Consider the following 21,603-nt stretch of genomic DNA (forward strand, 5'->3'; position numbering starts at 1 on the left):
GCCCCCGCGCTCACCGCGACGGTGGACCCCGAGAACGTGCCCGCGCCCGCCGAGGCCGCCGTGGACGCTGAGCCCGCCACCGGCACGCAGGCCGCAGAGCAGACGGGTGCGGCGCCGGCGCAGGACGAGAACGGCCTTCCGCAACTCGCCCCCATCCCGGGCACGGTGGCGCGCAACGCGCCGAAACGGAGCTGAGCCCTGAATCGCCAAGGGGTTGACCTGTCGGATTTCCGGATGAGCCTGGCGGAGCACCTCACGGAGCTGCGCTCGCGGCTCGTGAAGTGTTCGCTCGCGGTGCTCGTGCTGGGCGCCGTGTCGCTCATCTTCGCCAAGCCCATCTTCGGCGTGTTGATGCGGCCGGTGCTGGACGCGCTGCCCCCGGAAGGGCGCTCGCTCGTCTACACATCCGGCATCGAAGAAATCAACGTGCTGATGAAGGTGGGCGTGTACTGCGGCATCTTCCTCACCACGCCCGTCATCCTCTGGCAGATCTGGGGCTTCGTGGCGCCGGGCCTCTACCCGGAGGAGCGCAAGTACGCGTCGCCCTTCGTGGTGCTGGGCTCCGTCGCGTTCATCGTGGGCTCGATGTTCTGCTACTTCCTGGTGCTGCCCTCCATGTTCAAGTTCCTCCTCAACGAGGAGGAGACGCTCGCCCTGGAGCAGCGCCTGGACACCGCGCGCATGGGCGGCGAGGACGCGCTGCGCTTCCTGCGCATTGGCGAAGTGGAGCGCGCCGGCCACGTGGCCAAGGAGACCAGCGCCGTGCTGACGGCCGCCGGTGAGGGCCAGGTGAAGGACCCGGAGGTGGCGTCCGCGAAGAGCGTGGAGCTCACCGCGCGCCTCAAGGGCCTGGGCGACCTGCTGGACGCCGCCGCGGATGGGCTGGGCGTGCCCGCGCGCGGCGTGCTGCGCCAGGCGGTGGAGAAGCGCGTGGAGGCGGTGACGGCCTTCGGCAAGCAGGACTACGTCGCGTCGGAGGCCGCCATGGACCAGGCGGCCAGCCTGCTCGCGGGCGTGGCGCCCACGCGAGCGGAGGAGATGTCCGGCCTGTGGCGGCTGCAGAAGGAGCTGGCCAAGGGCCACGCGGAAGCCGAGGCGGCGCGCTGGACGCGGCCCATGCTGACCATGAACGAGCAGCTGTCGCTGGTGCTGCTGCTCATCCTCGCCTTCGGCGTCATCTTCGAATTGCCGCTGGTGATGGCGCTGCTGGGCATCGTCGGGGTGGTGCAGTCGAGCTTCCTCATCCGCTACCAGCGCCACGCGTTCGTGGTGTGCCTCATCGCGGCGGCGGTGCTGACGCCCACGGGTGACGTGGTGAACCTGTCGCTCATGGCCGGCCCCATGCTGCTCTGCTACGAGCTGGGCGTGTTGGCGGTGTGGCTCATCGAGAAACGCCGTGCGAAGGCGGAAGCCTCCACGGACATCACCCCGGCGGCGTAGACTCCCGCGCGCATGAAGAGCCCTGCCGCGCGCCTGATGATGGACCTGCGGTACCTGCGCGCGCTGTCGCGGAGGTTCCGCAGCACGTTGCTGCTCGCGGCGGTCATCTTCGGGGTGGGGCCGGCGCTGTACCACTGGCGCTACGTGGGGCCGGGCGGGGACCGCATCTCCTACGGAGAGGCGCTGCACCACGTCTACTTCCTGCTCTTCGGCCAGCCGTCGCTGCCCTACGTGAGCGACTGGTTCGTGGAGACGCTCAACATCCTCATCCCGCCGGTCAGCATCGCGCTGGTGGTGGATGGCGTGGTGCGCTTCGCGTACCTCTTCTTCGCGCGGCACAAGAACGACAAGGAGTGGGTCACCGTGGTGTCCGAAACGATGAAGGGCCACGTCGTCGTGTGCGGCGCGGGACGCGTGGGCTACCGCGTGGTGACGCAGCTGCGGGAGATGGGCAAGGACGTCGTCGTGGTGGAGAAGCGCGAGGACGCGACGTTCGTGTCCGCGCTGCGCGACGAGAACATCCCGCTGCTCATCGACGACACGCGCAGCCCGCTGTGCCTGCCGCGCACCCACGTGAAGAAGGCGTCCGCCATCGTCTGCGCCACGGACGACGACCTGGCGAACCTGAACATCGCGTTGGACGCGCGGCGGCTGAACCCCGGCATCCGCGTGGTCATCCGCCTGTTCGACGACGACCTGGGCGCGAAGGTGCGCGACACGTTCAAGGCGGAGGCCCTGTCCAGCTCCTCGCTGGCCGCGCCCGCCATGGCGCTGGCGGCGTTGGATCCGCGGCTCGTCCACTCGTTCCGCATCGGCAAGCACCTGATGGTGGTGTCGCTGTTCGTGGTGCGGGACGGACTGCCGGGGATGAACATCTCCCAGGTGCGCGACCGCTTCGGCGGGCTGGCGCTGTCGCTCATCCGGGGCGAGGAGGAGACGCTGCACCCGAACGGTGACGTGGTCCTCCAGGTGGGGGATCAGATCACCGTCCAGGCGTCGTATCCGGAGTACTGCACCCTGCGCGCCTTCACCGGTGAGGCGGACGCGCCGGCGTACGCGGACCACGACAACTTCCTCATGCCGGGCTACCGCCCCACGGGGTGAGCCCTCCTCCTGGCGGGAGGGGGCGGCCGCCGTGCTTCAGGGACAGGACAACGGCGTGTAGCTGACCGTGTACCAGGACGTGGCCTGCCCCAGGTTGATCTCCTCTCCATCGCAGGTGCAGCCTCGCCATCCGACCTCGGTCGTCCGGGTGTGGTCGCTGTAGAAGTTGACGGAGTGATGCGGGTCGGTCGCGCAGTCCGGGAGGATGGCTTGCTCGGTCGTCGCCAGGTTCGTCGCGGGGGAACCCCCGGTGCTGTCCGCGCCACATGCGGTCAACAGCAGGGCTCCCATGCACAGCAGGCCAGGCGGAAGGTGGCGCATCGGTTCCTCTCGGATGGGGGAAGCCAGATCAGACAGACAGGAAAGGTCCATGTCGACAGGTCGGACGGCGAATGGTGGATATCAGGCAGGAGTACGGCGCTCCTTCGCGGTGGGCTCGGAGATGGCCTGGGCCGCCTGGGGCGAGGCGTCAGGGTTGGTCCGCTGGGTGGGGGCCTGCGCCCAGGCGCTGACGGAAGGCGAGCAGGTCGCGCTCGTGGATGGGACGCGCATCCAGGTGGTGCGTCAGGTTCCTCCCAAGCAGCTCCGCCTGCGACTGGAGCGTGACGAGTGGCCCCGGGCGCGCACCGTGCAGCTTCGCGTGCTGCCGTCGGTGCATGGCGTCACCGTGGCGCTGCACGCGGAAGGACTGCCGGACGCGGACACTCGTGAAGCGCTGCTGGCGCGCTGGACGCGTGCACTGGAGGGCTGGAGCGCCTTCTCCGGAAGGACCGTGGAGGTGACCCGCGAAGGGGCTCTGACGCGCGAGCCCCCGGGGAAGAAGGGCGCGAAGAAGCCTCCCTCGCTGGAGCAGGGCCTCGCGGAGCAGGGCGCGGCCTTGCTGAAGAAGCACGGCCCCGCGCGAGGCACGAAGAAGGCCGTGGCCACGAAGCTGCCTCGGGCCGTGAAGAAGGCTCCGGTCGCGAAGAAGGCTCCGGTCGCGAAGAAGGCTCCGGTCGCGAAGAAGACCGTGAAGCCCTCGCGGGCCGGGCGTCGGAAGCCCTCCGGGCGCACGAAGTAGGGCGCATCGCGACTGGTGACCGCTGTTGGCGAGCGGTGACTCCAGTCACCAGGGACGGGCCCCGGTTCGTCCCACCGCGCCTCGCGCTGCCTCAAGGAACTCAAGCACTTGGCCTCAAGCAGGTGTCAGCCCATGGGTTGGCATGTCCCCTGCTGTAGGTGTTCCTCGTCAGCCGCACTCAAGCTCCCGAGGAAATCCCATGGCCATCGCGCCCACCTCCGCCCGCGCCGCTTCCTTCCGCGTCCCCTCGCAGGACTTCGCTTCCCGTCCGGATGCCGTGTCCGGCGGCCGCGTGCAGGGCGGCTCCTGCCAGAAGCCGGGTTCGAACCTGGCGTCCCAGTTCCAGCAGGATGGCTTCAGCGCGGGCCCCGCGAAGGGCGCGCAGTGGAAGCAGTTCGCGGAGGGGCTCGAGGACGTGGTGAAGCAGCTGCAGCAGCTCGTCCAGCTGCTCCAGACCCAGATGGGCGGCGCCCCCAGCGTCGACGGTGCGTCCAGCACGGGCGGTGTGCCTGGCGCGGGTGACTCGTTCCAGACCGGAGCCGCTCAGTCGTCCGGCTCCACTCCGTCGGCCAGCCCCTCGGGCGACGTTCCGAAGGGCGAAGTGGGCGATTGGATCAAGCAGGCCATGGACATCCTCAAGGCCAACGGCGTCCCGGTGGAGAAGATGAACCCGCAGGACATCGCGAAGATCATCCAGCACGAGTCCAGCGGCGACCCGAACGCCATCAACCTCTGGGACCAGAACGCCAAGGACGGCCACCCCTCCATCGGCCTGATGCAGACCATCCAGCCGACGTTCGACGCGTACAAGGTCCCGGGCCACGACAACATCCGCAACCCGGTGGACAACATCGTCGCGGCCGTTCGCTACTCGGTGGACCGCTACGGCTCCGTGTCGAACACGCCGGGCATCCAGGCGATGAATGGCGGCAGCGGCTACGTGGGCTACTGAGCCTCACCGCCCCCGCAGGTTCTGGGCGATCTTCAGGATGTCCGCGAGGACGCCCGCCGCAGTGACAGGGCCGCCTGCCCCCGCGCCCTGGACCAGCAACGGGTAGTCCGCGTAGCGCTCGGTGGAGAAGGCCACGAACGCCTCCGAGCCGCGCAGCCGCGTCGCCGGATGCTCCTTCGGCACGGCCACCGGACCCACCCGCAGCACCGGCCCGTCCTTCGCCGCCGGGTCGATGCGCGCCAGGTAGCGCAGCACCTTGCCCTCCGCGCGGAGTCCCTCGATGCGCGAGGTGAACGTCCGGTCCAGCTTCTCCAGCCCCGTGAGGAAGCGCTCCACGTCCGCCTCCTCCAGGTACTCGCGCGGGACGAAGGGCTCCACCTCCACGTCCTCCAGCGACAGGTTCAAGCCCTGCTCACGCGCGAGGATGAGCGCCTTGCGCGCGGCGTCCGTGCCCGCCAGGTCCTCGCGAGGGTGCGGCTCCGTGAAGCCCTTCTCTCGCGCCGTGCGCACCGCCTTCGACAGCGGCACCCCCTCCATCAGCTGCTGGCTCAAGTAGCCGAGCGTCCCGGAGAACGAACCCTCCACGCCGTGCACCCGGTCCCCCGTGCGCACCAGGTCCTTCAGCGTCTGGATGACCGGCAGTCCCGCGCCCACCGTCGTCTCGTAGTGGTACGCGCGGTGGTTCAGGTGCGCCGTGCTGCGCAGCCGCTCCCAGACCTCGAGCGGCTGCGTCAGCGGCTTCTTGTTCGCCGCCACCACGTGGATGCCGCTGCGGAACGCCTCCAGGTACAGCTCCTCCATGCCCGATGCCGCCGTGCAGTCCACCAGCACCGGCACGGGCAACCGGCGCAGCGGCTCCAGCAGCGCGCGCACCACGGGCGGCGACGCGCCTTCGGGCACGGCTTCGATGCGCTCGCGCCACTGCTTCAGCGGGATGCCCTCCGGCGAGAAGAGCACCCGCCGGCTGTCCGCGAGCCCTACCAGGTTGAGCTGGATGCCGTGCCCCTGCGCCAGCGTCTCCTGCAACGTGCGCAGTTGCTCCAGCAGCTGGCTGCCCACCACGCCATGGCCCAGCACCAGCAGGCTCACCTCTTCATGCGAGAAGTGGAAGGCCGCGTGCACCGTGCGCACCGTCAGCGCTGTCTCTGCCCCATCCACGATGAACGAGATGGAGCGAGCGCTCGCCGTCTGCGCGATGGCGCGCACGTTGACGCCCAGCGCGCCCAACGGTTGGAACAGCCGTCCCGCCACATTGGCGCCCTGACCCATGGCCTCCGCCACCAGCGCCACCTGCGTCACCGGCGCGCGCACCTGCGGCGGCTGCAAGGCTCCGCGTTCCAGCTCCGGTGCCAGCTCCCGCCGCAGCACTTCCTCCGCGCGGGCCGCGTGCGCCCGTCTCAGCACCACCGCCACTGAGCGCCCCGGCGACGACTGCGCCGCCATCCACGCGTCGATGCCCGCGGCCTCCAGCGCCTGCAACGCGCGAGGCCCCACCGGCCGCGCCGCTTCCTCCGTGCCTCCCTCCAGGCCCAGCAGCGCCAGATCCTCCAGGGACACCACGCACGTGGGCACGGTGCCGTTGCCCGCGCCGCGCACGTCGATGAGCGTGCCGGGTTCGTCAGGTTGTTGCAGGTGACGCACGCGCAGCGGGATGTCCGCGTCGCGCAGCGTGGACAGCGCGCGCGGGTGCAGTGTGGGCAGGCCCAGGTACACCAGCTCCAGCGCCTCCGTGTAGCTCAGGTGCGGCACTGGCCGCGCATCCGCCACGTGCAGTGGATCCGCCGTCATCACGCCGGGCACGTCCGTCCACAGCGTCAGCGGCGTGCCCAGCAGCACGGACAGCACGGCCGCCGTCTCGTCCGCGCCCTCCACGCCCAGCGTCGTGGAGCGGCCATCCACCGCCGTCCCCCGGCCACCCGCGTGCAACGTCAGCCGCCCCTCCCACGAAGGCCGCAGCGTGGCCACCCGGGCGCGAGTGTGCTCGCGGTTCACTCGTGCCTGCCCAGGCTCACCCTCCGTCACCGTCCAGTCCGCCGCGTCCACCTCGAGCGACGGCACGCCGCGCGCACCGAGCAACTTCGCCAGCAGCGCCGCCGTCAGCCGCTCGCCGGTGCCACGCACCACGTCCTCCAGCGCGGGCCGCCGCTCGCGCACCAGACTCGCGCCATCCAGCGCGCGGCGTGCGGGCTCCAGCAGGGACGCGAGTGTGCGCGTGCCGTCCGCCTCCACCGACGTGGAGCCCGGGGGCGCACCCAACCGGCGCTCGGCCTCCTCCAGCATCAACAGGCCGCGCGCGAGCAGGCCATCCAGCTCCTGCCGGGCCAGCGTGGAGTTGCCCTTCAACGCGATGGACAGCGCGGACTCCAGCCCCGCCGCGAGCCAGGGTGGTGAGGACACGATGGCTGCGCGCGTGTTGCCCGCGTCGCGGCGCGACAGGTGCGTGGCCACGGACGCGAGTCCCTGGGCGGTGTCGAGCAGGAAGGGGGCGTAACGGGTGATGCTCACAGGGGCGGTCATGAAGTCTTCCGGGCGCGGACGCCGGCAGTGGATGAAATGCGGGCGTCGCGGCCCACGCCCGGAGGCAGGGCCAGCGCGCGGACCAGCAGGGGCGCGAGCGCGTCCCATTCGATGAGGAAGCCGTCGTGGCCGTGCACGCTGCACAGGGCCGCGTATTCGGCATGCAGTCCCTGCGCGCGCAGGCGGCGGGACAGGTTCTTCATGTGCTCGGGCGGGAAGAGCGCGTCCCGGTCGATGCCGATGGTGAGCGTGCTCGCGCGGATGCGGTCCACGCCGGGCCCACCGTTTGGCGTGGGCACGCGCGTGAGGTCGTGATGATCCATGGCGCCCAGCAGCGCCAGGTACGCTCGCGCGTCGAAGCGCGCCTCCAGCTTCGCGCCCTGGTACTCCAGGTAGCTCTCCACCGGGTACAGCGCGCGTGACGACCACGCCTGCGGACGCGGCTGGAGCGCCTCCAGTCCGGCCTCCGCGCGATAGGTGAGCGTCGCCAGCTGCCGCGCCAGCTCCAGGCCGCGCCGGGGGGACTCGGGGTACTCGGGGTCCAGCAGGACGGCCTGCCGGGCCACGTGGTTCCAGCCCACCACCCACGCGGACGCGGCCTCCGCCGTCGCGATGGGCACCATGCGTTGGAAGCGCTCCGGTGCCAGCGCCGCAAGGCACAGCACCACCATGCCGCCCAGCGAACCGCCGGTGACGAGCGCCACCTCGTCCACGCCCAGCGCGTCCAGCGCCGCGAGGATGGAGCGCGCCTGGTCCCACGGCGTAAGGGTCGCGGGCAGGCTCCGCTCATCCAGGCGCAGGTCTCCCTTGGACAGCACCGGCGCCGGGCCGAAGCGCGTGTCGTCGGTGCGCTGCGGGAAGCCCTCGTCCGCGGGGCCGGAGGTGCCGTAGCAGGAGCCCAGGTTGTTGAAGCACAACAGCCGCACGCGCGAAGGGTCCAGCGGCCGGCCAGGCCCGATGACGGGGGCCCACCAGCCGCCTTCTCCACCGGCGTTCATGTCTCCGGTGAGCGCGTGCACCAGCAGCACGGTGGGCACCGGATCCGGCGTGCGGCGGGGACCGGTGCGGCGCGCGTCGATGGCGGCGTCGCGCAGCTCGGAGGCGGTCCTCCGCACCACGCGCAGCCGGCCTTCGCGCGCCGCTTCCTCGGAATGCACTCGGGCGCGGGACTGCAACCACGCGAGGTCCTCCGGGGGCCCCCACCACCAGCCGCGCACGAGGTGGGGCGCCACGCGGGCGCCGGCCTCCAGCGGCAGGTCCGGCAGCGATATGTCGAAGACGCGCGGGGTCTCCGCGCGCGGGGGGATTTCCTGGCCAGGCCTCACGGGTCGCATGGCGTCAGACCGCGCTCAGGGCCTGATCGAGATCGGCCACGATGTCGTCCAGGTGCTCGATGCCCACGGACAGGCGCACCAGGTCGTCGGTGACGCCCGTGCTGGCGCGCTCCGCCGGGGTGAGCTGTTCGTGCGTGGTGGACGCGGGGTGGATGATGAGCGAGCGCGTGTCACCGATGTTCGCGAGCAGGCTCCACAGCTTCACGCCGTCAATCACCTTGCGCCCGGCGGACAGCCCGCCCTTCACGCCGAAGGTGACGAGCCCGCCGAAGCCGCCCTGCAGGTACTTCTTCGCGTTGAGGAACGAGGGGTCGTCCTCCAGGCCCGGGTAGCGCACCCACTCCACCTTCTTGTGCTGCTTGAGCCACTTCGCCACCGCGAGCGCGTTCTGCGAGTGGCGCTCCAGCCGCAGCCGCAGCGTCTCCAGGCCCAGGATGAACGCGTGCGCGTTGAAGGGGCTGAGCGCGGGGCCCAGGTCGCGCAGGCCCTCCAGGCGGGCCTTGAGGATGAAGGCCGCGGGCCCGAAGGCTTCACGCAGGCGCAGGCCGTGGTAGCCGGGGTTGGGCTCGGTCAGCTCCGGGAACTTGCCGTTCTCCCAGGGGAAGTTGCCGCCGTCCACGATGACGCCGCCAATGGAGGTGCCGTGGCCGCCGATGTACTTCGTCGCGCTGTGCAGCACGATGTTCGCGCCGTGGCGCAGCGGGTTGAAGAGGGCCGGGGACAGCGCGGTGTTGTCCACGAAGAGGGGCAGGCCCGCCTCGCGCGCCACGGCGCCAATGGCGTCGAAGTCCGGCACGTCCAGGCGCGGATTGCCCAGGGACTCCAGGTAGAGCGCCTTCGTCTTCGGGCCAATGGCCTGGCGGAACGCGTCCGCGTTGCCCGCGTCCACGAACTTCGTGGTGATGCCCAGGCGCGGGAGCGTCACCTTGAAGAGGTTGTACGTGCCGCCGTAGAGGCTGGCGCCGGAGACGATTTCATCCCCCGTCTTGAGGATGTTGAGGATGCCCAGCGTCTGCGCGGCCTGTCCGGACGCGACCGCGAGCGCGCCCACGCCACCTTCGAGCGCGGCGATGCGCTTCTCGAAGACGTCCGTCGTGGGGTTCATGATGCGCGTGTAGATGTTGCCGAACTCCTTGAGGCCGAAGAGCGCGGCGGCGTGGTCCGCGTCGCGGAAGCGGTAGCTCGTCGTCTGGTAGATGGGCACCGCGCGAGCGCCCGTGGTGGGGTCGGGCGAATAGCCGGCGTGCAGCGCGAGTGTGTCGGGGTGCAGCGGGCGTTCGTTGTTGGGCGTGCTCATGGCAAGGGACTCCTGTTCGCGTCGCTCCGGAAGGAACGCGCGTGCGTGAAGGCGGACGGGTGGTGGGGACGTCAGGGCACTGCGGGCGGTGGGGAGGACTTCAGGACACGGCGGGCGCTGCGACGCTCCTCGGCAGGGGTGCGAGAGCGGAGGCCCGGAACGACGAAGCCCACCGACCCTCGCGGGTGGGTGGGCTCCGGTTGGCTCGCCAGAGGCAGGCTGTGCGTCAGCCGGCCGCGGCGGGCTTGGGCCCACCCGGAACAGGCATCGAACACATGCACATGGCGGAGATGACGAACATTCTGCGAGAAGAAGTAGACGCGATGGCGCGAGCTGTCAAGCCACCCTCCAGAACAGCACCGCATGTGTCGCGGACCCGTGACACCGATTCACTGCGTATTCCCAGAATGACGTCCTCCCGTCCTGTCCTCCTGTTGGCCTGTCTGTTCCTCGCCGCGTGCTCCAAGCCCGCGCCGCCCACGTCCGTGAACATTCGCAAGAGCTTCCGCACGCAGTTGAAGGTGGAGCCCACGCAGCGCGCTCCCGCGCCCACGCCGCCGAAGGAACTCTTCGAGCTGGTGCGCTATCCCTCGCCGCTGGGCAGCAACGCGGCCTACGTCACGCCCGTGCGCGAGGGCGCGAAGCGGCCGGCGGTGGTGTGGATCCACGGCGGCATGGACTTCGGGATCGACGGCTTCGCGTGGGCGCCTTCGCCCCGGAGCAATGATCAGAGCGCGCGAGCCTTCCGCGAAGCCGGGCTGGTGTTGATGCTGCCGTCGCTGCGCGGGTCGGACGACAACCCCGGCGCGCGGGAGTACTTCCTGGGCGAGGTGGATGACGTGGTCGCGGCCATCGACTTCGTGGCGCAGCGTCCGGACGTGGATCCCGCGCGCATCTACGTGGCGGGGCACAGCACGGGCGGCACGGTGGCGTTGATGGCGGCGGTCCTGTCACCCCGGTTGAAGGGGGCTTATGCGTTCGGTCCGACGCACGACGTGTCCGAGTACGCGCACTATGTCCCGCTGCTGGGACAGGCCCGGGGGACGGAGCTGTGGCTGCGAAATCCAGTGAGCTACGTGGAGCACCTGCGCGTGCCCACGCAGGTCATCGATGGCTCGGACCACGGCAACATGGATGCGTTCGAACCGCTGCGCGTGGCGGCGAAGGGCGCGCCGCTGTCGTTCCTCGCGGTGCCGGGAGCCACGCACTTCAGCGTGCTCGCGCCCGTGACGGAGTTGCTGGCGAAGCGGCTCATGGAGGCGAAGGCGGACGCGCCCACGGTGCGGCTCACGGACGCGGAGGTCCGCGAGGCCGTGGCCGCTGAGCAGGAGTAGTCAGCGAACGTGCGCGTTCGCGGAGTAGGGCGGCACGGGGCCCAGGAAGCCGGGCTGGGCCTTCACGCGCTCGAACCATGCGGCCACGGACGGGGTGCCTTCAAGCCGCTCCCGCAGTGAGCGGTTACCCGCCGCGCAGCGGCTGTAAGTCATTGTCATTCCCACCCGGCCGGTCCTTCACCTCCGGTCCGGGGGGGGGAATCCTCTCAGTCCCGAGTCGGGAGGGGACATGACGATTCCGTTTGGGTTCATCGACCAGGGGGACGGCGCCAACCTGCGGACGCTCCCCGCGGAGATGAAGGGTTCCACCTGCCTGACTGTGGCGCCCCTGCCTCCGGGCACGCGGGTGTGCGTCATCCGGGACCATGCCCAGGCGCCTGGCTGGTCCTATGTCTCCACCGTGGTGGGGGGATACCTGCTGCAAGGCTATCTGCAGACCTTGCGCATCACGACCCAGCTGCCGGAGCCAGCGGCTACGCTCTATCAAGTCCGTCCAGGGGACCGCCTGGAGCCCATCGCCGCGCGCCTCTACCGGCAGGCCATCCAGCCGGGGCGAGACCTGCGCTTCTACGAGAATGTCATTCATCACGTGAACGTGAAGAGTGGCCGCAAGGGGGTCCAACGCATCGACGGTGACGTGCGGCTGGTCGCGGGTGAGCGCATCTGGCTGGTGAGCATCGCCTTCGCCAACCAGCTCCAGGGACTCGTGTCGAGCGGCTCCATCACCCACGAGGCGATGGCCATGGCGCGCAAGGCTGCCCGGCACCTGGAGGACGTCATCACCTCCGTGAGGCAGGCGGACCAGTTCTTCGGAGAGGTCACCGGCCAGTACGGCAAGGCCATCCTGGACAACTGGCTGGAGATCTCCGCGATGGTGGTGGGCTTCATCGCCGCGGAGGCGCTGTCCACCTTCCTGGCGGCGACACCCACGGGCGTAGGGCAGCTGGCGGCGGCGCTCATCCAGCTGGGCCTGGCGGCGTTCGGAGCGTATGGCCTCGTCGAGGCCGGAGGGGAGGCCCTGAAGCATGCGCAGCTGTGGCTCACGCAGGCCTGGGAGGCCAACGGCTCCGCGGAGAAGCTCAAGGAGGCCAGCAAGTCGTTCCTTCGGATGCTGGTGAGTATCGCGATGGCCGCGCTGGCGCTGATGGGCGTGAAGACCAACGCGGGACGTGGGCTCAAGCTGATGACGTCCGTGAGAATCACCCCACCCCGCATCTACATGATGGCGGCGGCGGGTCCCGGCGGTGCCTACGCAGGCGTCCCCGTGTTCCAGCCGGGCTCCATCACCGCCGCTCCGTCTGTCCCGCTGCCCTTCAATCCCTGGGGTTCCGGCACGCCGTTGCTGTCAAAGGCCGTCGAGGAGGGCGGGACGTCCAAGTCGGACTCCGAGCCCACCCTGACCGAGCGCACGCTCAGCGACGCCGAGTTGGAGAAGCTGCTGGAGAAGCTCCCCAACTGGGACAAGCTCAAGGACTTCGTCGGACGCCGCATCCCGCAGGAAGGGACGCCGGAGTTCGACGCGTTCAAGCGGGAACTCCAGGCCGCCGGATACCGCCTGGAGAAGTTGAGTTCGGACTCCCAGCCCTACCGGCTGCGCCGTCCGGACGGAAAGGCCTTGGGCGACGAGTACGGGGCGCTCACGGTGACCCAGGACGGGATGGTGGTGCTCAAGGTCGGTAAGGGTGCGCTCCGCCTGAGCGTCTTCACCCGGTACCGGAAGAACTACCTGGACTGGGTGGAGAAGACCCAGGGCCCGGCGGCGCGGGCGGCGGCGGAGGTCCGGATCTCCGCGGGTCATCCCATGCACCACCTCATTCCCGACGAGATCGCCCAGACCCACCCGTTGATCCGCACGGCCCTGGAGCGGCTCAAGGGCTATACGATTGACCGCGGGTCGAACATCCTCGACATGCACCCCGGGCTCAACGTGGAAGGCCAGCTCATCCACTCGGGCAGCCATCCCATCTACAGCAGATTCGTGCGTGCTCAGCTTGAGGCCGCCTGGAAGGATCTGTCCAAAAAGGGCTCCTCCAGTTGGACGCCCAAGGTCATCGAGGAGACCCTCCTCAAGGTCGAGAACGAATTGCGCCGGGCCATCGAATCCGGAAGCCTGAAGGAGCCGGTCATCAAGGTGATCCAGGAGCAGCGCGACGGTAGGGTGCTCACGGGGAAGAAGCTGGCCTTGCTGGAGCTGTCCTCCCACGGGGAGTCACACACCACATGATGTATGCATTGGCGACGGATGCCTCCCACATCGAGGAGGGAGCGGATCTCTACGACGCGCATCTCATCGAATTCGACGGCTTCGAGTCCGTGACGTTCTTCGAACCTGGCATCGACTATCAGCGCCAGCAGGGAACGCCTGGGGTCATGGAGTACCATGGCGACCTGGAGCGGATTGCCGGGCTCGATCACCTGTTCACCGCCCCCATGGGGTGGTTGCTGCTCTCCCGGCGCATGGTGCGCGTACTCGAGTCAGTGGGCCCGTTTCGCCACCGCCTCATCCCCACGGTCATCTACACGGAACGCATCAGGCACCTCGTGTACAGCGGATACCCGCGGAGGCGGACCTGGCATTCGGTGACGGACCCCGCGCTGAAGAACGAGGACTTCGTCATCCTCCAGTTGCTGGATCAGACAGACTGCCTCGACCGGGAGCGCACCCTCGTGAAGGGCGTGCCCTTCCATCGGTGCGGAGAAGAATTCCTAGGCGAGGATGGTGCCGAGCCGCTCGTGCTCCGCCCGCCCCCCGGAGGCTTCCCGCCCGTGTTCTTCGTCCCCGAGTTGCTTTACTACTGCTACACCGAGGAAGCGCGGCAGGCGTGTGAGCAGGCGGGGCTGAAGGGCCTGTGGTGGCGCCCCCAACCGTGAGCACGGGAGCGCCCACGGTGCGGCTCACGGACGCGGAGGTCCGTGAGGCTGTCGCCGCAGCGCAGGAGTCGTCCGCGTCAGGGCACGCGCACGTTCGCGGAGTAGGGCGGCACGGGGCCCAGGAAGCCGGGCAGGGCCTTCACGCGCTCCAGCCACGCGCGGACGGCAGGGTAGGGCGTCAGGTCCACGCCCGCCTCCGGCGCCAGGTGCGTGTACGCGAAGAGGCAGAGGTCCGCGACGGTGTAGCGCTCCTCCACCAGGAACGTGTGCCGGCCCAGGTGCCGCTCCATCGCGGCCAGCGCGCGCTCACCGCCCTGCACGCGGCTCCGGAGGACGTCGGACTCCGGCGGCTGCCGGCCCGTGAGCAGCCAGAAGCGCGCGGTGCCGAGGTTCGGCTCCACGGTGTTCTGTTCGAAGAACATCCACTGGTGCACCTGCGCGCGAGCGAAGCGGTCCTCGGGTAGCAAGCGCGTGCCCTCCGCCAGGAACAACAGGATGGCGTTGGACTCCGCGAGGAATTGCCCCGGCTCCGGCTCCAGCACGGGGATGCGGCCGTCCGGGTTCTTCGCGTGGAAGTCCGCCGTGTGGCTCTCCCCCGCGAAGATGTCCACCGGCACCAGCTCGTACGCGAGCCCCAGCTGCTTCAGCAGCGTGCGGACCTTGTAGCCATTCGCGGAAGGCAGATAGTCGTAGAGGCGCATCCGGTCTCCATCAAGAGGATGCTCGCGACGCTATCGACCGCACTCACTCCGCGCACTCCGCTTCTTGCGATGGAATCACCGCGAGAAGCGGAGCAGGGGAGGATGCCTACTGCGCGGTGGCCTCGTTCCACACTTCCGTGACGCGGCCGACCTGGTCGAACGGCTGCGCGCAGTGCGCCGCGCCCGCGATGACCTTGTCATTCACCGGGAACCCGAGCCCGCCCAGGTACGCCTCCGCCGCCTGGATGTCCTGGAGGAGGTAGTCCTGGTCGCCGTAGGTGAACCAGAACTTCGTGCCGCCGCGCAGCGCCGCGTTCGACGCGTCCCAGTTCATGCTGCCCGACCACGGCTTCTCACCGCCGCAGCTCAGCGCGTAGATACCCGGGTAGCGGTCTCCGTAGCGCGGCAGGAAGCTGGCCGTCAGCTCGATGGATCCGCCCGACGAACCGCCGAAGAGGATGGGGCCGTCCTGGATGTCCCAGCCCTTGCGCAGCGCCTCGATGAGCGACACCAGCTCCGCCGCGTTCTTGCCCTCCAGGTCGCGCGCTTCGATGGGCGCCTCCGTGGAGCAGTCCGTGCGCTCCGGCACCGTCCACCACGCGCACTTGTTGGGCGCGAGCGCCGTCACGTAGAGCGTGTTGTGCCCGTACGTCCAACCGCCGTGCGTGTACAGCGAGCGCGGGTTGCTGCCGTTGTACGCGTTCGCGCCGTCGCCGTGCAGGTAGATGGCCAGCCGCATGGGCTCGGGCGCGATGCCCTGCTTCGGCTCGATGTACTTCACCTCCGTCGCGCCCACCTGCGCCACGCAGTACGTCAGCGTGCCCGCGTCCGTGCTCACCGTGCCCGTCTTGCTGCACGCGAGCTTCCCGGAGCCGTGCGAACTGCCCGTGCCCGCATCCACGTCCGTCCCGGCGTCCGTGCCCGCATCCACGTCGGTGCCCGCGTCCGTGCCCGTGCCGGCATCCGTGCCCGCGTCGGCGGTGGGGTTCGTGCCGGAGTCGGGAATGACTTCATCGGGGTCGTCGGAACACGCGGACAGACCCAGGGCGAGAACGGCGGCGAGGACGAAGCGGGACATGGTGACTCGAGGGAGGGGGAGGCGACGCCTCTGTTCACAGCCAGCATACCGGGTATAGATTTCCAGTCGGGAAAGGAAATTCTTTCATGACTGGACGCGTGAACCTGCTGGCGCCGGAAGTCCGGGCGAATCCCTACCCCGTCTACGCGGAGCTGCGCCGCACCGCGCCGGTGTGTCAGGTGGAACCCGCTGGGCTGTGGGCCATCACCCGCTTCGAGGACGTGGCCGCGGCCTTCAAGAACCCGCAGGTGTTCTCCTCCGCTGGGGTGCGCACGACCACCGCGCCGCCGTGGCTGGGTCACAACCCCTTCTCCGAGTCGATGATCGTCATGGACCCGCCGCATCACATGCGGCTGCGCACACTGGTGAGCCGCGCGTGGACGCCCGCGGCGGTGAACCGGCTGGAGCCGCGCATCCGGAGCTTCGCGCGGATACTCGCGGAACGGCTGACCCCCGAGCGCGAGGTGGACCTCGTGGACGCCTTCGCCATGCCGCTGCCCGCGAGCGTGATTGGCGAGCTCTTCGCCTTGGACCCCACCATGACGGCCCGCTACAAGCGCTGGTCGGTGGACCTGTCCAGCGTGTCCGGCACGACGGAGAAGGACACCCACCGGCACGAATCCATCAAGGCCACCGTGCGCGAGATGGAGGACTACCTGTCCGACGTCGTCGCCGAGCGCCGCCGCCATCCGCAGGACGACATGGTGTCGGACCTGGTGAAGACGCGCGTGGAGGGCGAAGCGCTCAGCGACGCGGAGCTGATGAGCTTCCTGTTCCTGTTGGTGGTGGCGGGGCTGGAGACCACCGTGCAACTCGTCAGCCACTGCGTGCGCATGCTGATGGAGCAGCCGCACCTGGTGGCCCGGCTGCGCGAGAACCCGGCGCAGGTGGGGCGCTTCGTGGAGGAGGTGCTGCGCTACGAGCCCTCCGTGCACGGCCTGGTGCGCGTCACCACGAAGGAGACACAAGTCGCGGGCGTGGTGATTCCGGAGGGCGCGCGCGTGGCGCTGATGATCGGCTCCGCGTGCCGCGACGGCGAGCGCTTCAAGGACCCGGACACCTTCGACATGGACCGCGAGGGCGTGAACAACATGCCCTTCGGCCACGGCATCCACTTCTGCCTGGGCGCGCCGCTGGCCCGGCTGGAGGCGCGCGTGGGGCTGGAGGTGCTGCTGTCCCGCTTCACGCGCTTCACGCCCACGGGCCCGGTGAAGTGGAACACCTCCCTCACCGTGCGCGGCCCGCTGAGCCTGCCCCTCATCCCGCACGCCTGAAGCGCGCGGGACGAAGAGCCTGACTCACGCCTCGATGTCGAACGCGAGCGACACGCGCTCGCCCGGGTCCACGTGCAACAAACCCTCGCCGGTGGCCAGCGCCCCGGCGGCGGCCGTCCACGGCTCCACGCAGACGAAGTCCTTGCCCTGCAGCGTCCACACGACGAGCAGGCGGAACTCCTGGCTCCACGACAGCTTCACGGGGGACAGGCCCGGCCCGCGCTCCAGCACCGTGCCCGGCGCGGAGTGGTCACGCAGGTGCATGTCCACCTCCTGCGCGGTGAGGTCCAGGCCGGTGAAGGGCACCTCGTGCTTCGCGCGGTTGTCCCACGCGTGCGTGGCGTCCGTCTCCACGCGCGCCTGCGCCTTGTTCCCTTGAGGCACGCGGAAGTACGGGTGGTAGCCCAGGTGCAGCGGCAGGGGCCGCGTGTCCCGGTTCTCCACGTCGAAGTCCACCGTGAGCCTCCGGCCCGCCAGCGAGAACGCCAGCTGCGCGTCGAAGGCCCACGGGTACTGGCGCAGCGTCTCCTCCGACGACGTCAGCCCCAGCACCAGCAGCGAGTCCTCCGCCTGGCGCACCGTCCACGGCAGCTTCCGGGCGAAGCCGTGCTGCGGCAGCGAGTACGCCTTGCGGTCCGCCGGATACGTGTCCCCGGGCAGGGGACCGGCGTTGGGAAAGAGCACGGGGATGCCCCCGCGCACGCTCTTCGTGAGGTCGGCGACGGTGCTCTCGTCCAGATAGAGCACGTCCTCGCCGTCCACCACCATGCGCGTGACCAGCGCGCCGCGCGTGGGGATGATCTCCACGCGGCAGCCGCCGTCCTCCAGCGCATACGTCTCCAGCCCCGCGATGCCCGGGAACGGTCCGCTCATGGAACTAGATGGCCCCTTCCTTCGGGTCGCTGTCCATGAAGGGGTAGGGGACCTTCACCGGCGGCGCGAAGTTCTCCTTGATGGTGCGCGGGCTGCTCCAGCGGAACAGGTTGATCATCGACCCGGACTTGTCGTTGGTGCCGGACGCCCGGCTGCCGCCGAACGGCTGCTGGCCCACCACCGCGCCCGTGGGCTTGTCGTTGATGTAGAAGTTGCCCGCCGCGTTGCGCAGGGCGCTCATCATGTGCTCGATGGCCTTGCGGTCGCGCGCGAAGATGGCGCCCGTCAGCGCGTAGCTCGCGGACTGGTCGCACTCCTTCAGCGTCTCCTCCAGCTTCGCGTCCGGGTAGACGTACAGGCCGACCAGCGGCGCGAAGATCTCCTCCGTCATGATGCGGTGGCGCGGGCTGTCGCACTGCACCAGCGTGGGCTGCACGAACCAGCCCTCGCTCTTGTCCGTGCCGCCGCCCGCGACGATGGTCGCGTCACCGCCGGACTTCGCCAGCTCGATGTACGAGGACACCTTCTTGAACGAGCGCTCGTCGATGACGGCGCCCATGAAGTTCCGGAAGTCCGCCACGTCGCCCATCTTGATTTCGCTGATGAGCGCCTGGAGGCGGGGCTTCAGCTTGGGCCACAGGGACTCCGGCACGTAGACGCGGCTGGCCGCGCTGCACTTCTGGCCCTGGTACTCGTAGCCGCCGCGCACGATGGCGACCGCGAGCGCCTCCAGGTCGTCCGCCGCGGACGGGTGCGCGAAGATGAAGTCCTTGCCGCCCGTCTCACCCACCAGCCGCGGGTACTGCTTGTAGCGGCCGATGTTCTCTCCCACCGTCTTCCACAGGTTGTTGAACGTGGGCGTGGAGCCGGTGAAGTGGATGCCGCCCAGGTGGGGGCTCGCCAGCACCGGGTTGCCCACCGTGGGGCCGTCGCCGGGCAGCATGTTGATGACGCCGTCGGGCAGGCCCGCCTCGCGCATCAGCTCCAGGCTGTACCAGGCGCTCAGCGCCTGCGTGGAGGACGGCTTCCACAGCACCACGTTGCCCATCAGCGCGGGCGACAGACAGAGGTTCAGCGCGATGGAGGTGAAGTTGAACGGCGCGATGGCGAAGACGAACCCGTCCAGCGGCCGGTAGTCCGTCATGTTCCACATCTGCGGCGAGTTCTCCGGCTGGATGGCCAGGATCTGCTGCGCGAAGTGGACGTTGTAGCGAAGGAAGTCGATGAGCTCGCACGACGCGTCGATCTCCGCCTGGTGCGCCGTCTTCGACTGGCCGGCCATGGAGGACGCGTTGAGCAGCGGGCGGTAGCGCGTGGCGAGCAGCTCCGCGGCGCGCAGGAAGATGGCCGCGCGAGCGTGGAAGGGCATCCGCGCCCAGTCCTCCTTCACGCTCATGGCGTTCTGGATGGCCTGCTCCACGTGGCCCGCGTCGGCCTCGTGCAGGGTGGCCAGCACGTGCTGGTGCCGGTGCGGCATGCGCACGGTGTCCGTCTTGCCGGACTTCACGTGCTTGCCACCGATGACGACGGGGATCTCGATGCGCTCCCCGCTCATGCTCTTGAGGGTGGACTGGAGCTCCGCGCGCTCCGGAGTGCCGGGAGCGTAGGAGAGGACGGGCTCGTTCTTGGGAGCCGGGACGCGGGGAGTGGCGTTGAGCACGCGGGAACCTCGGGACGAGAGGATGGAAAGTTCGGGCAAGGTATAGCCCTCCCCGTGTCCCAGGTCAGTGACAGAAGCGTGCGGCGTCCTCGCCGAGACACCAGGCCCCGGCGGGCGTCCGGCTCAGCCCTCGCCCGCGGCCTTGGCGGTGGCGCCCCTCGCGCGCTGCAGCACGGCATGCAGCTGCGCGATGAGGTACGGCGGCTTCACCGGCTTGACCAGGTACGCGTCAGGCTGGGGCTGCCCGGGCTCCAGCTCCGTACGCGGCGGGTAGCCGCTGACGAACATCACCGGCAGGTGCGCCAGGGCGGGCTCCGCGCGCACGCGGCGGCACAGCTCGTAGCCGTCGATGCCCTCCATGTTCACGTCCGACAGGAGCACGTCTGGCGGCTGCGCCAGCGCGTGCGCGAGCCCCGTCTCACCATCCGCGGCCACCGTGCAGTCGAACTCACCCGACAAGAGCAGCCTCAGCGTCTCTCGCATGGTCCAGGAGTTCTCCACGATGAGGACCTTGGGCTTCACGGTGCATCGACTCCTGGGGAGGCAACGACGAACGGCAAGGGGGAACGGCGCGCACAGCATCCCCCCGCCGTGCGCACCGGGCAAGAGGCCCCCCTTCACCCGTGAGAATTCCCGAAAGCCTCCACCTCACGGGTTTGCCGCCAACGCCGCTAACCCTCGGGCGGCGGATTCACGAGCCCCCGCCGGGAAACCTCGGAGTCCGGCTCCTCGTCGCCCCGCGCCTCACGCTCGGGCACCTCTTGGTCCTGCCATTCCGCGCCGCGCTCCACCTCCGCTTCCCAGCGCGTCTCCTCCAGCGGGCCCGGGTTCTCGTCCTCGCGGGTCGCGGCCTGGGAGCGCTCGCGGGCCAGCTCGGCGGCGCCGCGGTCCAGCGCGTCCTCCATCTGTCCCCGGTTGCGCGGTTGGAAGTTCTTGGAGCCCTTGTCCGAAGCCATGGTGTCGCCTCCGACGGGAAGGTGGGACGCACCGGGACGACGGGGCAATGACGGCGCGTGCGCACGCCGCCTGCCTGGCCGTCCAGGTGCGGGAAGGGCGATGTGCGCCGTCCCGCCGCGTCAGCGCGGCCGTCGGGCCAGCGGCTGCGTGTCCTCTCGCGACAGGCGTTGGACCTCTGGCGCCACATCCCCGGTGGGCGCGGCGATGCTGCACCGCGCGCCGCCATGCACCAGGCCCACCACGCGCAGTTGTTCGTCCACCAGCGGCGCGCCGGAGTCCCCCGGCACGCCGTGCATCGTGGTGAAGAGCGCGTTGGGCACGTCCGGCAGCGAAGGGCAGCGGCCCCAGCGCTCCACCATCACCCGCTGCGGTTCACCGGGCCGGTCGTGGCGTCCGGTGAAGACGAGCATCGCGCCAGGGATGGGCAGCCCTTCCGCCACCTCCAGCGGCGCCACCGGCGCCTTCGCCTCCAGCTCCAGCACCGCCATGTCCCGGCCGCGATCCACGAACACGTAGCGGCCATTCAGCTGCCGGCCGTCCTCGAAGTTCGTCCGCTCCTCGCCCGCGTCCGGTGCGACGCAGTGGGCCGCGGTGAGGACATGGCGGCCCTGGCCCACCACCACGCCCGCGCAGTGTCCGTCGCCCAGCGTCACCGTCGCGGCTTCAGCCTTCTGCAACCCTTGCGTTTCGCCCGGGCCGGACTGGCCGCAGGCCATCCAGGCGCTCACGGCCGCGAGTGCCACCGTGGCGCCGCCCCACTTCCATGCACGCATGCCGCTTCCCCCTCCTCCCCCGGGCGACGGGCCCAGGGGTTCGAAGGAACGGTGTGCACGCGTGCGGGCGTGTCGTGGGAGCGGGTGGGGAAGTGGCTCCCCAGCAGGCGTCCGGGCTTGATTCCGTGTCTTCTTCCAGCGAGGCGGTGAAACAGAGAATGGCAGCAGAGCGTGCACCTGCTCGGATGTCCCGGAGGCGGTGTCACTGAAACGTGCTATTCCTCGCTACGTCTGGATTCTGGAATCCAGATCCAGGCCTCGAAACGGCCAGCCCTTTGGCTCGTGAGCGACGACGAGAAGACAACGGTATTGGATGAACGCACCCGCCCTCCGAGCACCTGGGGGGATCGGGCGCGTACGCCCATTACGTTGCCGGGC

The 21,603-nt window shown here is 69.8% G+C and carries 20 protein-coding genes and 1 pseudogene; 9 read left to right on the plus strand and 12 right to left on the minus strand.

Annotation, left to right across the window (positions count from 1 at the left end; all coding sequences use genetic code 11):
- The 3 genes and pseudogenes from D7Y15_RS24975 to D7Y15_RS24985 all read left to right on the plus strand — a co-directional run.
- Positions 1–195: pseudogene (locus tag D7Y15_RS24975) on the plus strand (Sec-independent protein translocase TatB); the annotation flags it as partial.
- Between the two features lie 39 nt (positions 196–234).
- Positions 235–1,440, plus strand: a complete 1,206-nt coding sequence (locus D7Y15_RS24980) for a twin-arginine translocase subunit TatC (RefSeq protein ID WP_120578656.1) — start codon at positions 235–237, stop codon at positions 1,438–1,440.
- Between the two features lie 12 nt (positions 1,441–1,452).
- Positions 1,453–2,544: a TrkA family potassium uptake protein gene (locus D7Y15_RS24985; RefSeq protein WP_120578657.1), complete on the plus strand. Its 1,092-nt coding sequence runs from the start codon at positions 1,453–1,455 to the stop codon at positions 2,542–2,544.
- Between the two features lie 36 nt (positions 2,545–2,580).
- Here the strand turns inward: D7Y15_RS24985 and D7Y15_RS24990 are convergent, their stop codons facing one another.
- Positions 2,581–2,865 (minus strand): hypothetical protein, encoded by a 285-nt coding sequence (locus D7Y15_RS24990; RefSeq protein ID WP_120578658.1) that lies wholly within the window; start codon positions 2,863–2,865, stop codon positions 2,581–2,583.
- A 49-nt stretch (positions 2,866–2,914) separates the two neighbouring features.
- Between D7Y15_RS24990 and D7Y15_RS24995 the strand changes: the two genes are divergently transcribed.
- Together D7Y15_RS24995 and D7Y15_RS25000 are read left to right on the plus strand one after the other, a co-directional pair.
- On the plus strand, positions 2,915–3,604 hold the full coding sequence (locus D7Y15_RS24995) for a hypothetical protein (protein WP_126933514.1): 690 nt from the start codon (positions 2,915–2,917) through the stop codon (positions 3,602–3,604).
- A 199-nt stretch (positions 3,605–3,803) separates the two neighbouring features.
- Positions 3,804–4,556 (plus strand): transglycosylase SLT domain-containing protein, encoded by a 753-nt coding sequence (locus D7Y15_RS25000; RefSeq protein WP_121754152.1) that lies wholly within the window; start codon positions 3,804–3,806, stop codon positions 4,554–4,556.
- Between the two features lie 3 nt (positions 4,557–4,559).
- On the opposite strand, the gene D7Y15_RS25005 is transcribed toward D7Y15_RS25000, so the two are convergent.
- The 3 genes from D7Y15_RS25005 to D7Y15_RS25015 are packed head-to-tail and all read right to left on the minus strand — an operon-like array spanning position 4,560 to position 9,704.
- Complete coding sequence (locus tag D7Y15_RS25005) at positions 4,560–7,073, minus strand: bifunctional aspartate kinase/homoserine dehydrogenase I (protein ID WP_158629104.1); 2,514 nt, start codon at positions 7,071–7,073, stop codon at positions 4,560–4,562.
- On the minus strand, positions 7,070–8,407 hold the full coding sequence (locus D7Y15_RS25010) for an alpha/beta fold hydrolase (RefSeq protein WP_120578662.1): 1,338 nt from the start codon (positions 8,405–8,407) through the stop codon (positions 7,070–7,072). The genes D7Y15_RS25005 and D7Y15_RS25010 overlap by 4 nt, the downstream gene beginning before the upstream one ends.
- A 4-nt stretch (positions 8,408–8,411) precedes the next feature.
- Positions 8,412–9,704, minus strand: coding sequence for an O-acetylhomoserine aminocarboxypropyltransferase/cysteine synthase family protein (locus D7Y15_RS25015; RefSeq protein ID WP_120578663.1), 1,293 nt, complete (start codon positions 9,702–9,704; stop codon positions 8,412–8,414).
- A 407-nt stretch (positions 9,705–10,111) separates the two neighbouring features.
- On the opposite strand from D7Y15_RS25015, the gene D7Y15_RS25020 reads away from it, so the two are divergent.
- Entirely contained in the window at positions 10,112–11,038 is a 927-nt protein-coding gene (locus D7Y15_RS25020; RefSeq protein ID WP_158629105.1) for a S9 family peptidase, read from the plus strand.
- Here D7Y15_RS25020 and D7Y15_RS45345 read toward each other — a convergent pair whose 3' ends face one another.
- The gene (locus D7Y15_RS45345) at positions 11,039–11,191 is read right to left on the minus strand and encodes a hypothetical protein (protein WP_199745983.1); all 153 of its coding nucleotides are present in this window, start codon (positions 11,189–11,191) and stop codon (positions 11,039–11,041) included.
- Positions 11,192–11,267: 76 nt separating this feature from the next.
- Here D7Y15_RS45345 and D7Y15_RS45350 point away from each other — a divergent pair, with 76 nt between their 5' ends.
- Entirely contained in the window at positions 11,268–13,262 is a 1,995-nt protein-coding gene (locus D7Y15_RS45350; protein ID WP_199745984.1) for an AHH domain-containing protein, read from the plus strand.
- A complete protein-coding gene (locus D7Y15_RS45355; protein WP_169831648.1) occupies positions 13,259–13,909 on the plus strand; it encodes a hypothetical protein in 651 nt (216 codons plus the stop codon). The genes D7Y15_RS45350 and D7Y15_RS45355 overlap by 4 nt, the downstream gene beginning before the upstream one ends.
- A 77-nt stretch (positions 13,910–13,986) precedes the next feature.
- Here the strand turns inward: D7Y15_RS45355 and D7Y15_RS25050 are convergent, their stop codons facing one another.
- Complete coding sequence (locus tag D7Y15_RS25050) at positions 13,987–14,610, minus strand: glutathione S-transferase family protein (protein ID WP_121754155.1); 624 nt, start codon at positions 14,608–14,610, stop codon at positions 13,987–13,989.
- A 106-nt stretch (positions 14,611–14,716) separates the two neighbouring features.
- Positions 14,717–15,688 carry an alpha/beta hydrolase gene (locus D7Y15_RS25055; protein WP_120578666.1) on the minus strand — a complete coding sequence of 324 codons (972 nt, stop codon included), beginning with the start codon at positions 15,686–15,688 and terminating at the stop codon, positions 14,717–14,719.
- Positions 15,689–15,774: 86 nt separating this feature from the next.
- Between D7Y15_RS25055 and D7Y15_RS25060 the strand changes: the two genes are divergently transcribed.
- Complete coding sequence (locus D7Y15_RS25060; RefSeq protein WP_120578667.1) at positions 15,775–16,962, plus strand: cytochrome P450; 1,188 nt, start codon at positions 15,775–15,777, stop codon at positions 16,960–16,962.
- A 24-nt stretch (positions 16,963–16,986) separates the two neighbouring features.
- Here D7Y15_RS25060 and D7Y15_RS25065 read toward each other — a convergent pair whose 3' ends face one another.
- The 5 genes from D7Y15_RS25065 to D7Y15_RS25085 all read right to left on the minus strand — a co-directional run bounded on the left by D7Y15_RS25065 (position 16,987) and on the right by D7Y15_RS25085 (position 21,225).
- On the minus strand, positions 16,987–17,835 hold the full coding sequence (locus tag D7Y15_RS25065; protein WP_120578668.1) for an aldose epimerase: 849 nt from the start codon (positions 17,833–17,835) through the stop codon (positions 16,987–16,989).
- 4 nt (positions 17,836–17,839) lie between these two features.
- Positions 17,840–19,495, minus strand: coding sequence for an L-glutamate gamma-semialdehyde dehydrogenase (gene pruA / locus D7Y15_RS25070; protein WP_120596019.1), 1,656 nt, complete (start codon positions 19,493–19,495; stop codon positions 17,840–17,842).
- A 123-nt stretch (positions 19,496–19,618) separates the two neighbouring features.
- Positions 19,619–20,017 carry a PleD family two-component system response regulator gene (locus D7Y15_RS25075; protein ID WP_121754156.1) on the minus strand — a complete coding sequence of 133 codons (399 nt, stop codon included), beginning with the start codon at positions 20,015–20,017 and terminating at the stop codon, positions 19,619–19,621.
- Between the two features lie 149 nt (positions 20,018–20,166).
- Positions 20,167–20,451 (minus strand): hypothetical protein, encoded by a 285-nt coding sequence (locus D7Y15_RS25080; RefSeq protein ID WP_120578670.1) that lies wholly within the window; start codon positions 20,449–20,451, stop codon positions 20,167–20,169.
- A 120-nt stretch (positions 20,452–20,571) separates the two neighbouring features.
- Positions 20,572–21,225 (minus strand): serine protease, encoded by a 654-nt coding sequence (locus D7Y15_RS25085; RefSeq protein WP_120578671.1) that lies wholly within the window; start codon positions 21,223–21,225, stop codon positions 20,572–20,574.
- Between the last annotated feature and the right edge of the window lie 378 nt (positions 21,226–21,603).

The sequence above is a fragment of the Corallococcus sp. AB030 genome (assembly GCF_003668965.1).
Classification (GTDB): Bacteria; Myxococcota; Myxococcia; order Myxococcales; family Myxococcaceae; genus Corallococcus; species Corallococcus exiguus.

Coding starts and splice junctions, on each gene's coding strand:
- D7Y15_RS45350 (WP_199745984.1), top strand. CDS start 11,268: ATGACGATTCCGTTTGGGTTCATCGACCAGGGGGACGGCGCCAACCTG.
- D7Y15_RS25020 (WP_158629105.1), top strand. CDS start 10,112: ATGACGTCCTCCCGTCCTGTCCTCCTGTTGGCCTGTCTGTTCCTCGCC.
- D7Y15_RS24995 (WP_126933514.1), top strand. CDS start 2,915: ATGTCGACAGGTCGGACGGCGAATGGTGGATATCAGGCAGGAGTACGG.
- D7Y15_RS25055 (WP_120578666.1), bottom strand. CDS start 15,688: ATGTCCCGCTTCGTCCTCGCCGCCGTTCTCGCCCTGGGTCTGTCCGCG.
- D7Y15_RS25005 (WP_158629104.1), bottom strand. CDS start 7,073: ATGACCGCCCCTGTGAGCATCACCCGTTACGCCCCCTTCCTGCTCGAC.
- D7Y15_RS25015 (WP_120578663.1), bottom strand. CDS start 9,704: ATGAGCACGCCCAACAACGAACGCCCGCTGCACCCCGACACACTCGCG.
- D7Y15_RS24980 (WP_120578656.1), top strand. CDS start 235: ATGAGCCTGGCGGAGCACCTCACGGAGCTGCGCTCGCGGCTCGTGAAG.
- D7Y15_RS25010 (WP_120578662.1), bottom strand. CDS start 8,407: ATGCGACCCGTGAGGCCTGGCCAGGAAATCCCCCCGCGCGCGGAGACC.
- D7Y15_RS25065 (WP_120578668.1), bottom strand. CDS start 17,835: ATGAGCGGACCGTTCCCGGGCATCGCGGGGCTGGAGACGTATGCGCTG.
- D7Y15_RS25050 (WP_121754155.1), bottom strand. CDS start 14,610: ATGCGCCTCTACGACTATCTGCCTTCCGCGAATGGCTACAAGGTCCGC.
- D7Y15_RS25060 (WP_120578667.1), top strand. CDS start 15,775: ATGACTGGACGCGTGAACCTGCTGGCGCCGGAAGTCCGGGCGAATCCC.
- D7Y15_RS45355 (WP_169831648.1), top strand. CDS start 13,259: ATGATGTATGCATTGGCGACGGATGCCTCCCACATCGAGGAGGGAGCG.
- D7Y15_RS25085 (WP_120578671.1), bottom strand. CDS start 21,225: ATGCGTGCATGGAAGTGGGGCGGCGCCACGGTGGCACTCGCGGCCGTG.
- D7Y15_RS24985 (WP_120578657.1), top strand. CDS start 1,453: ATGAAGAGCCCTGCCGCGCGCCTGATGATGGACCTGCGGTACCTGCGC.
- D7Y15_RS25000 (WP_121754152.1), top strand. CDS start 3,804: ATGGCCATCGCGCCCACCTCCGCCCGCGCCGCTTCCTTCCGCGTCCCC.
- D7Y15_RS45345 (WP_199745983.1), bottom strand. CDS start 11,191: ATGACTTACAGCCGCTGCGCGGCGGGTAACCGCTCACTGCGGGAGCGG.
- D7Y15_RS24990 (WP_120578658.1), bottom strand. CDS start 2,865: ATGCGCCACCTTCCGCCTGGCCTGCTGTGCATGGGAGCCCTGCTGTTG.
- D7Y15_RS25080 (WP_120578670.1), bottom strand. CDS start 20,451: ATGGCTTCGGACAAGGGCTCCAAGAACTTCCAACCGCGCAACCGGGGA.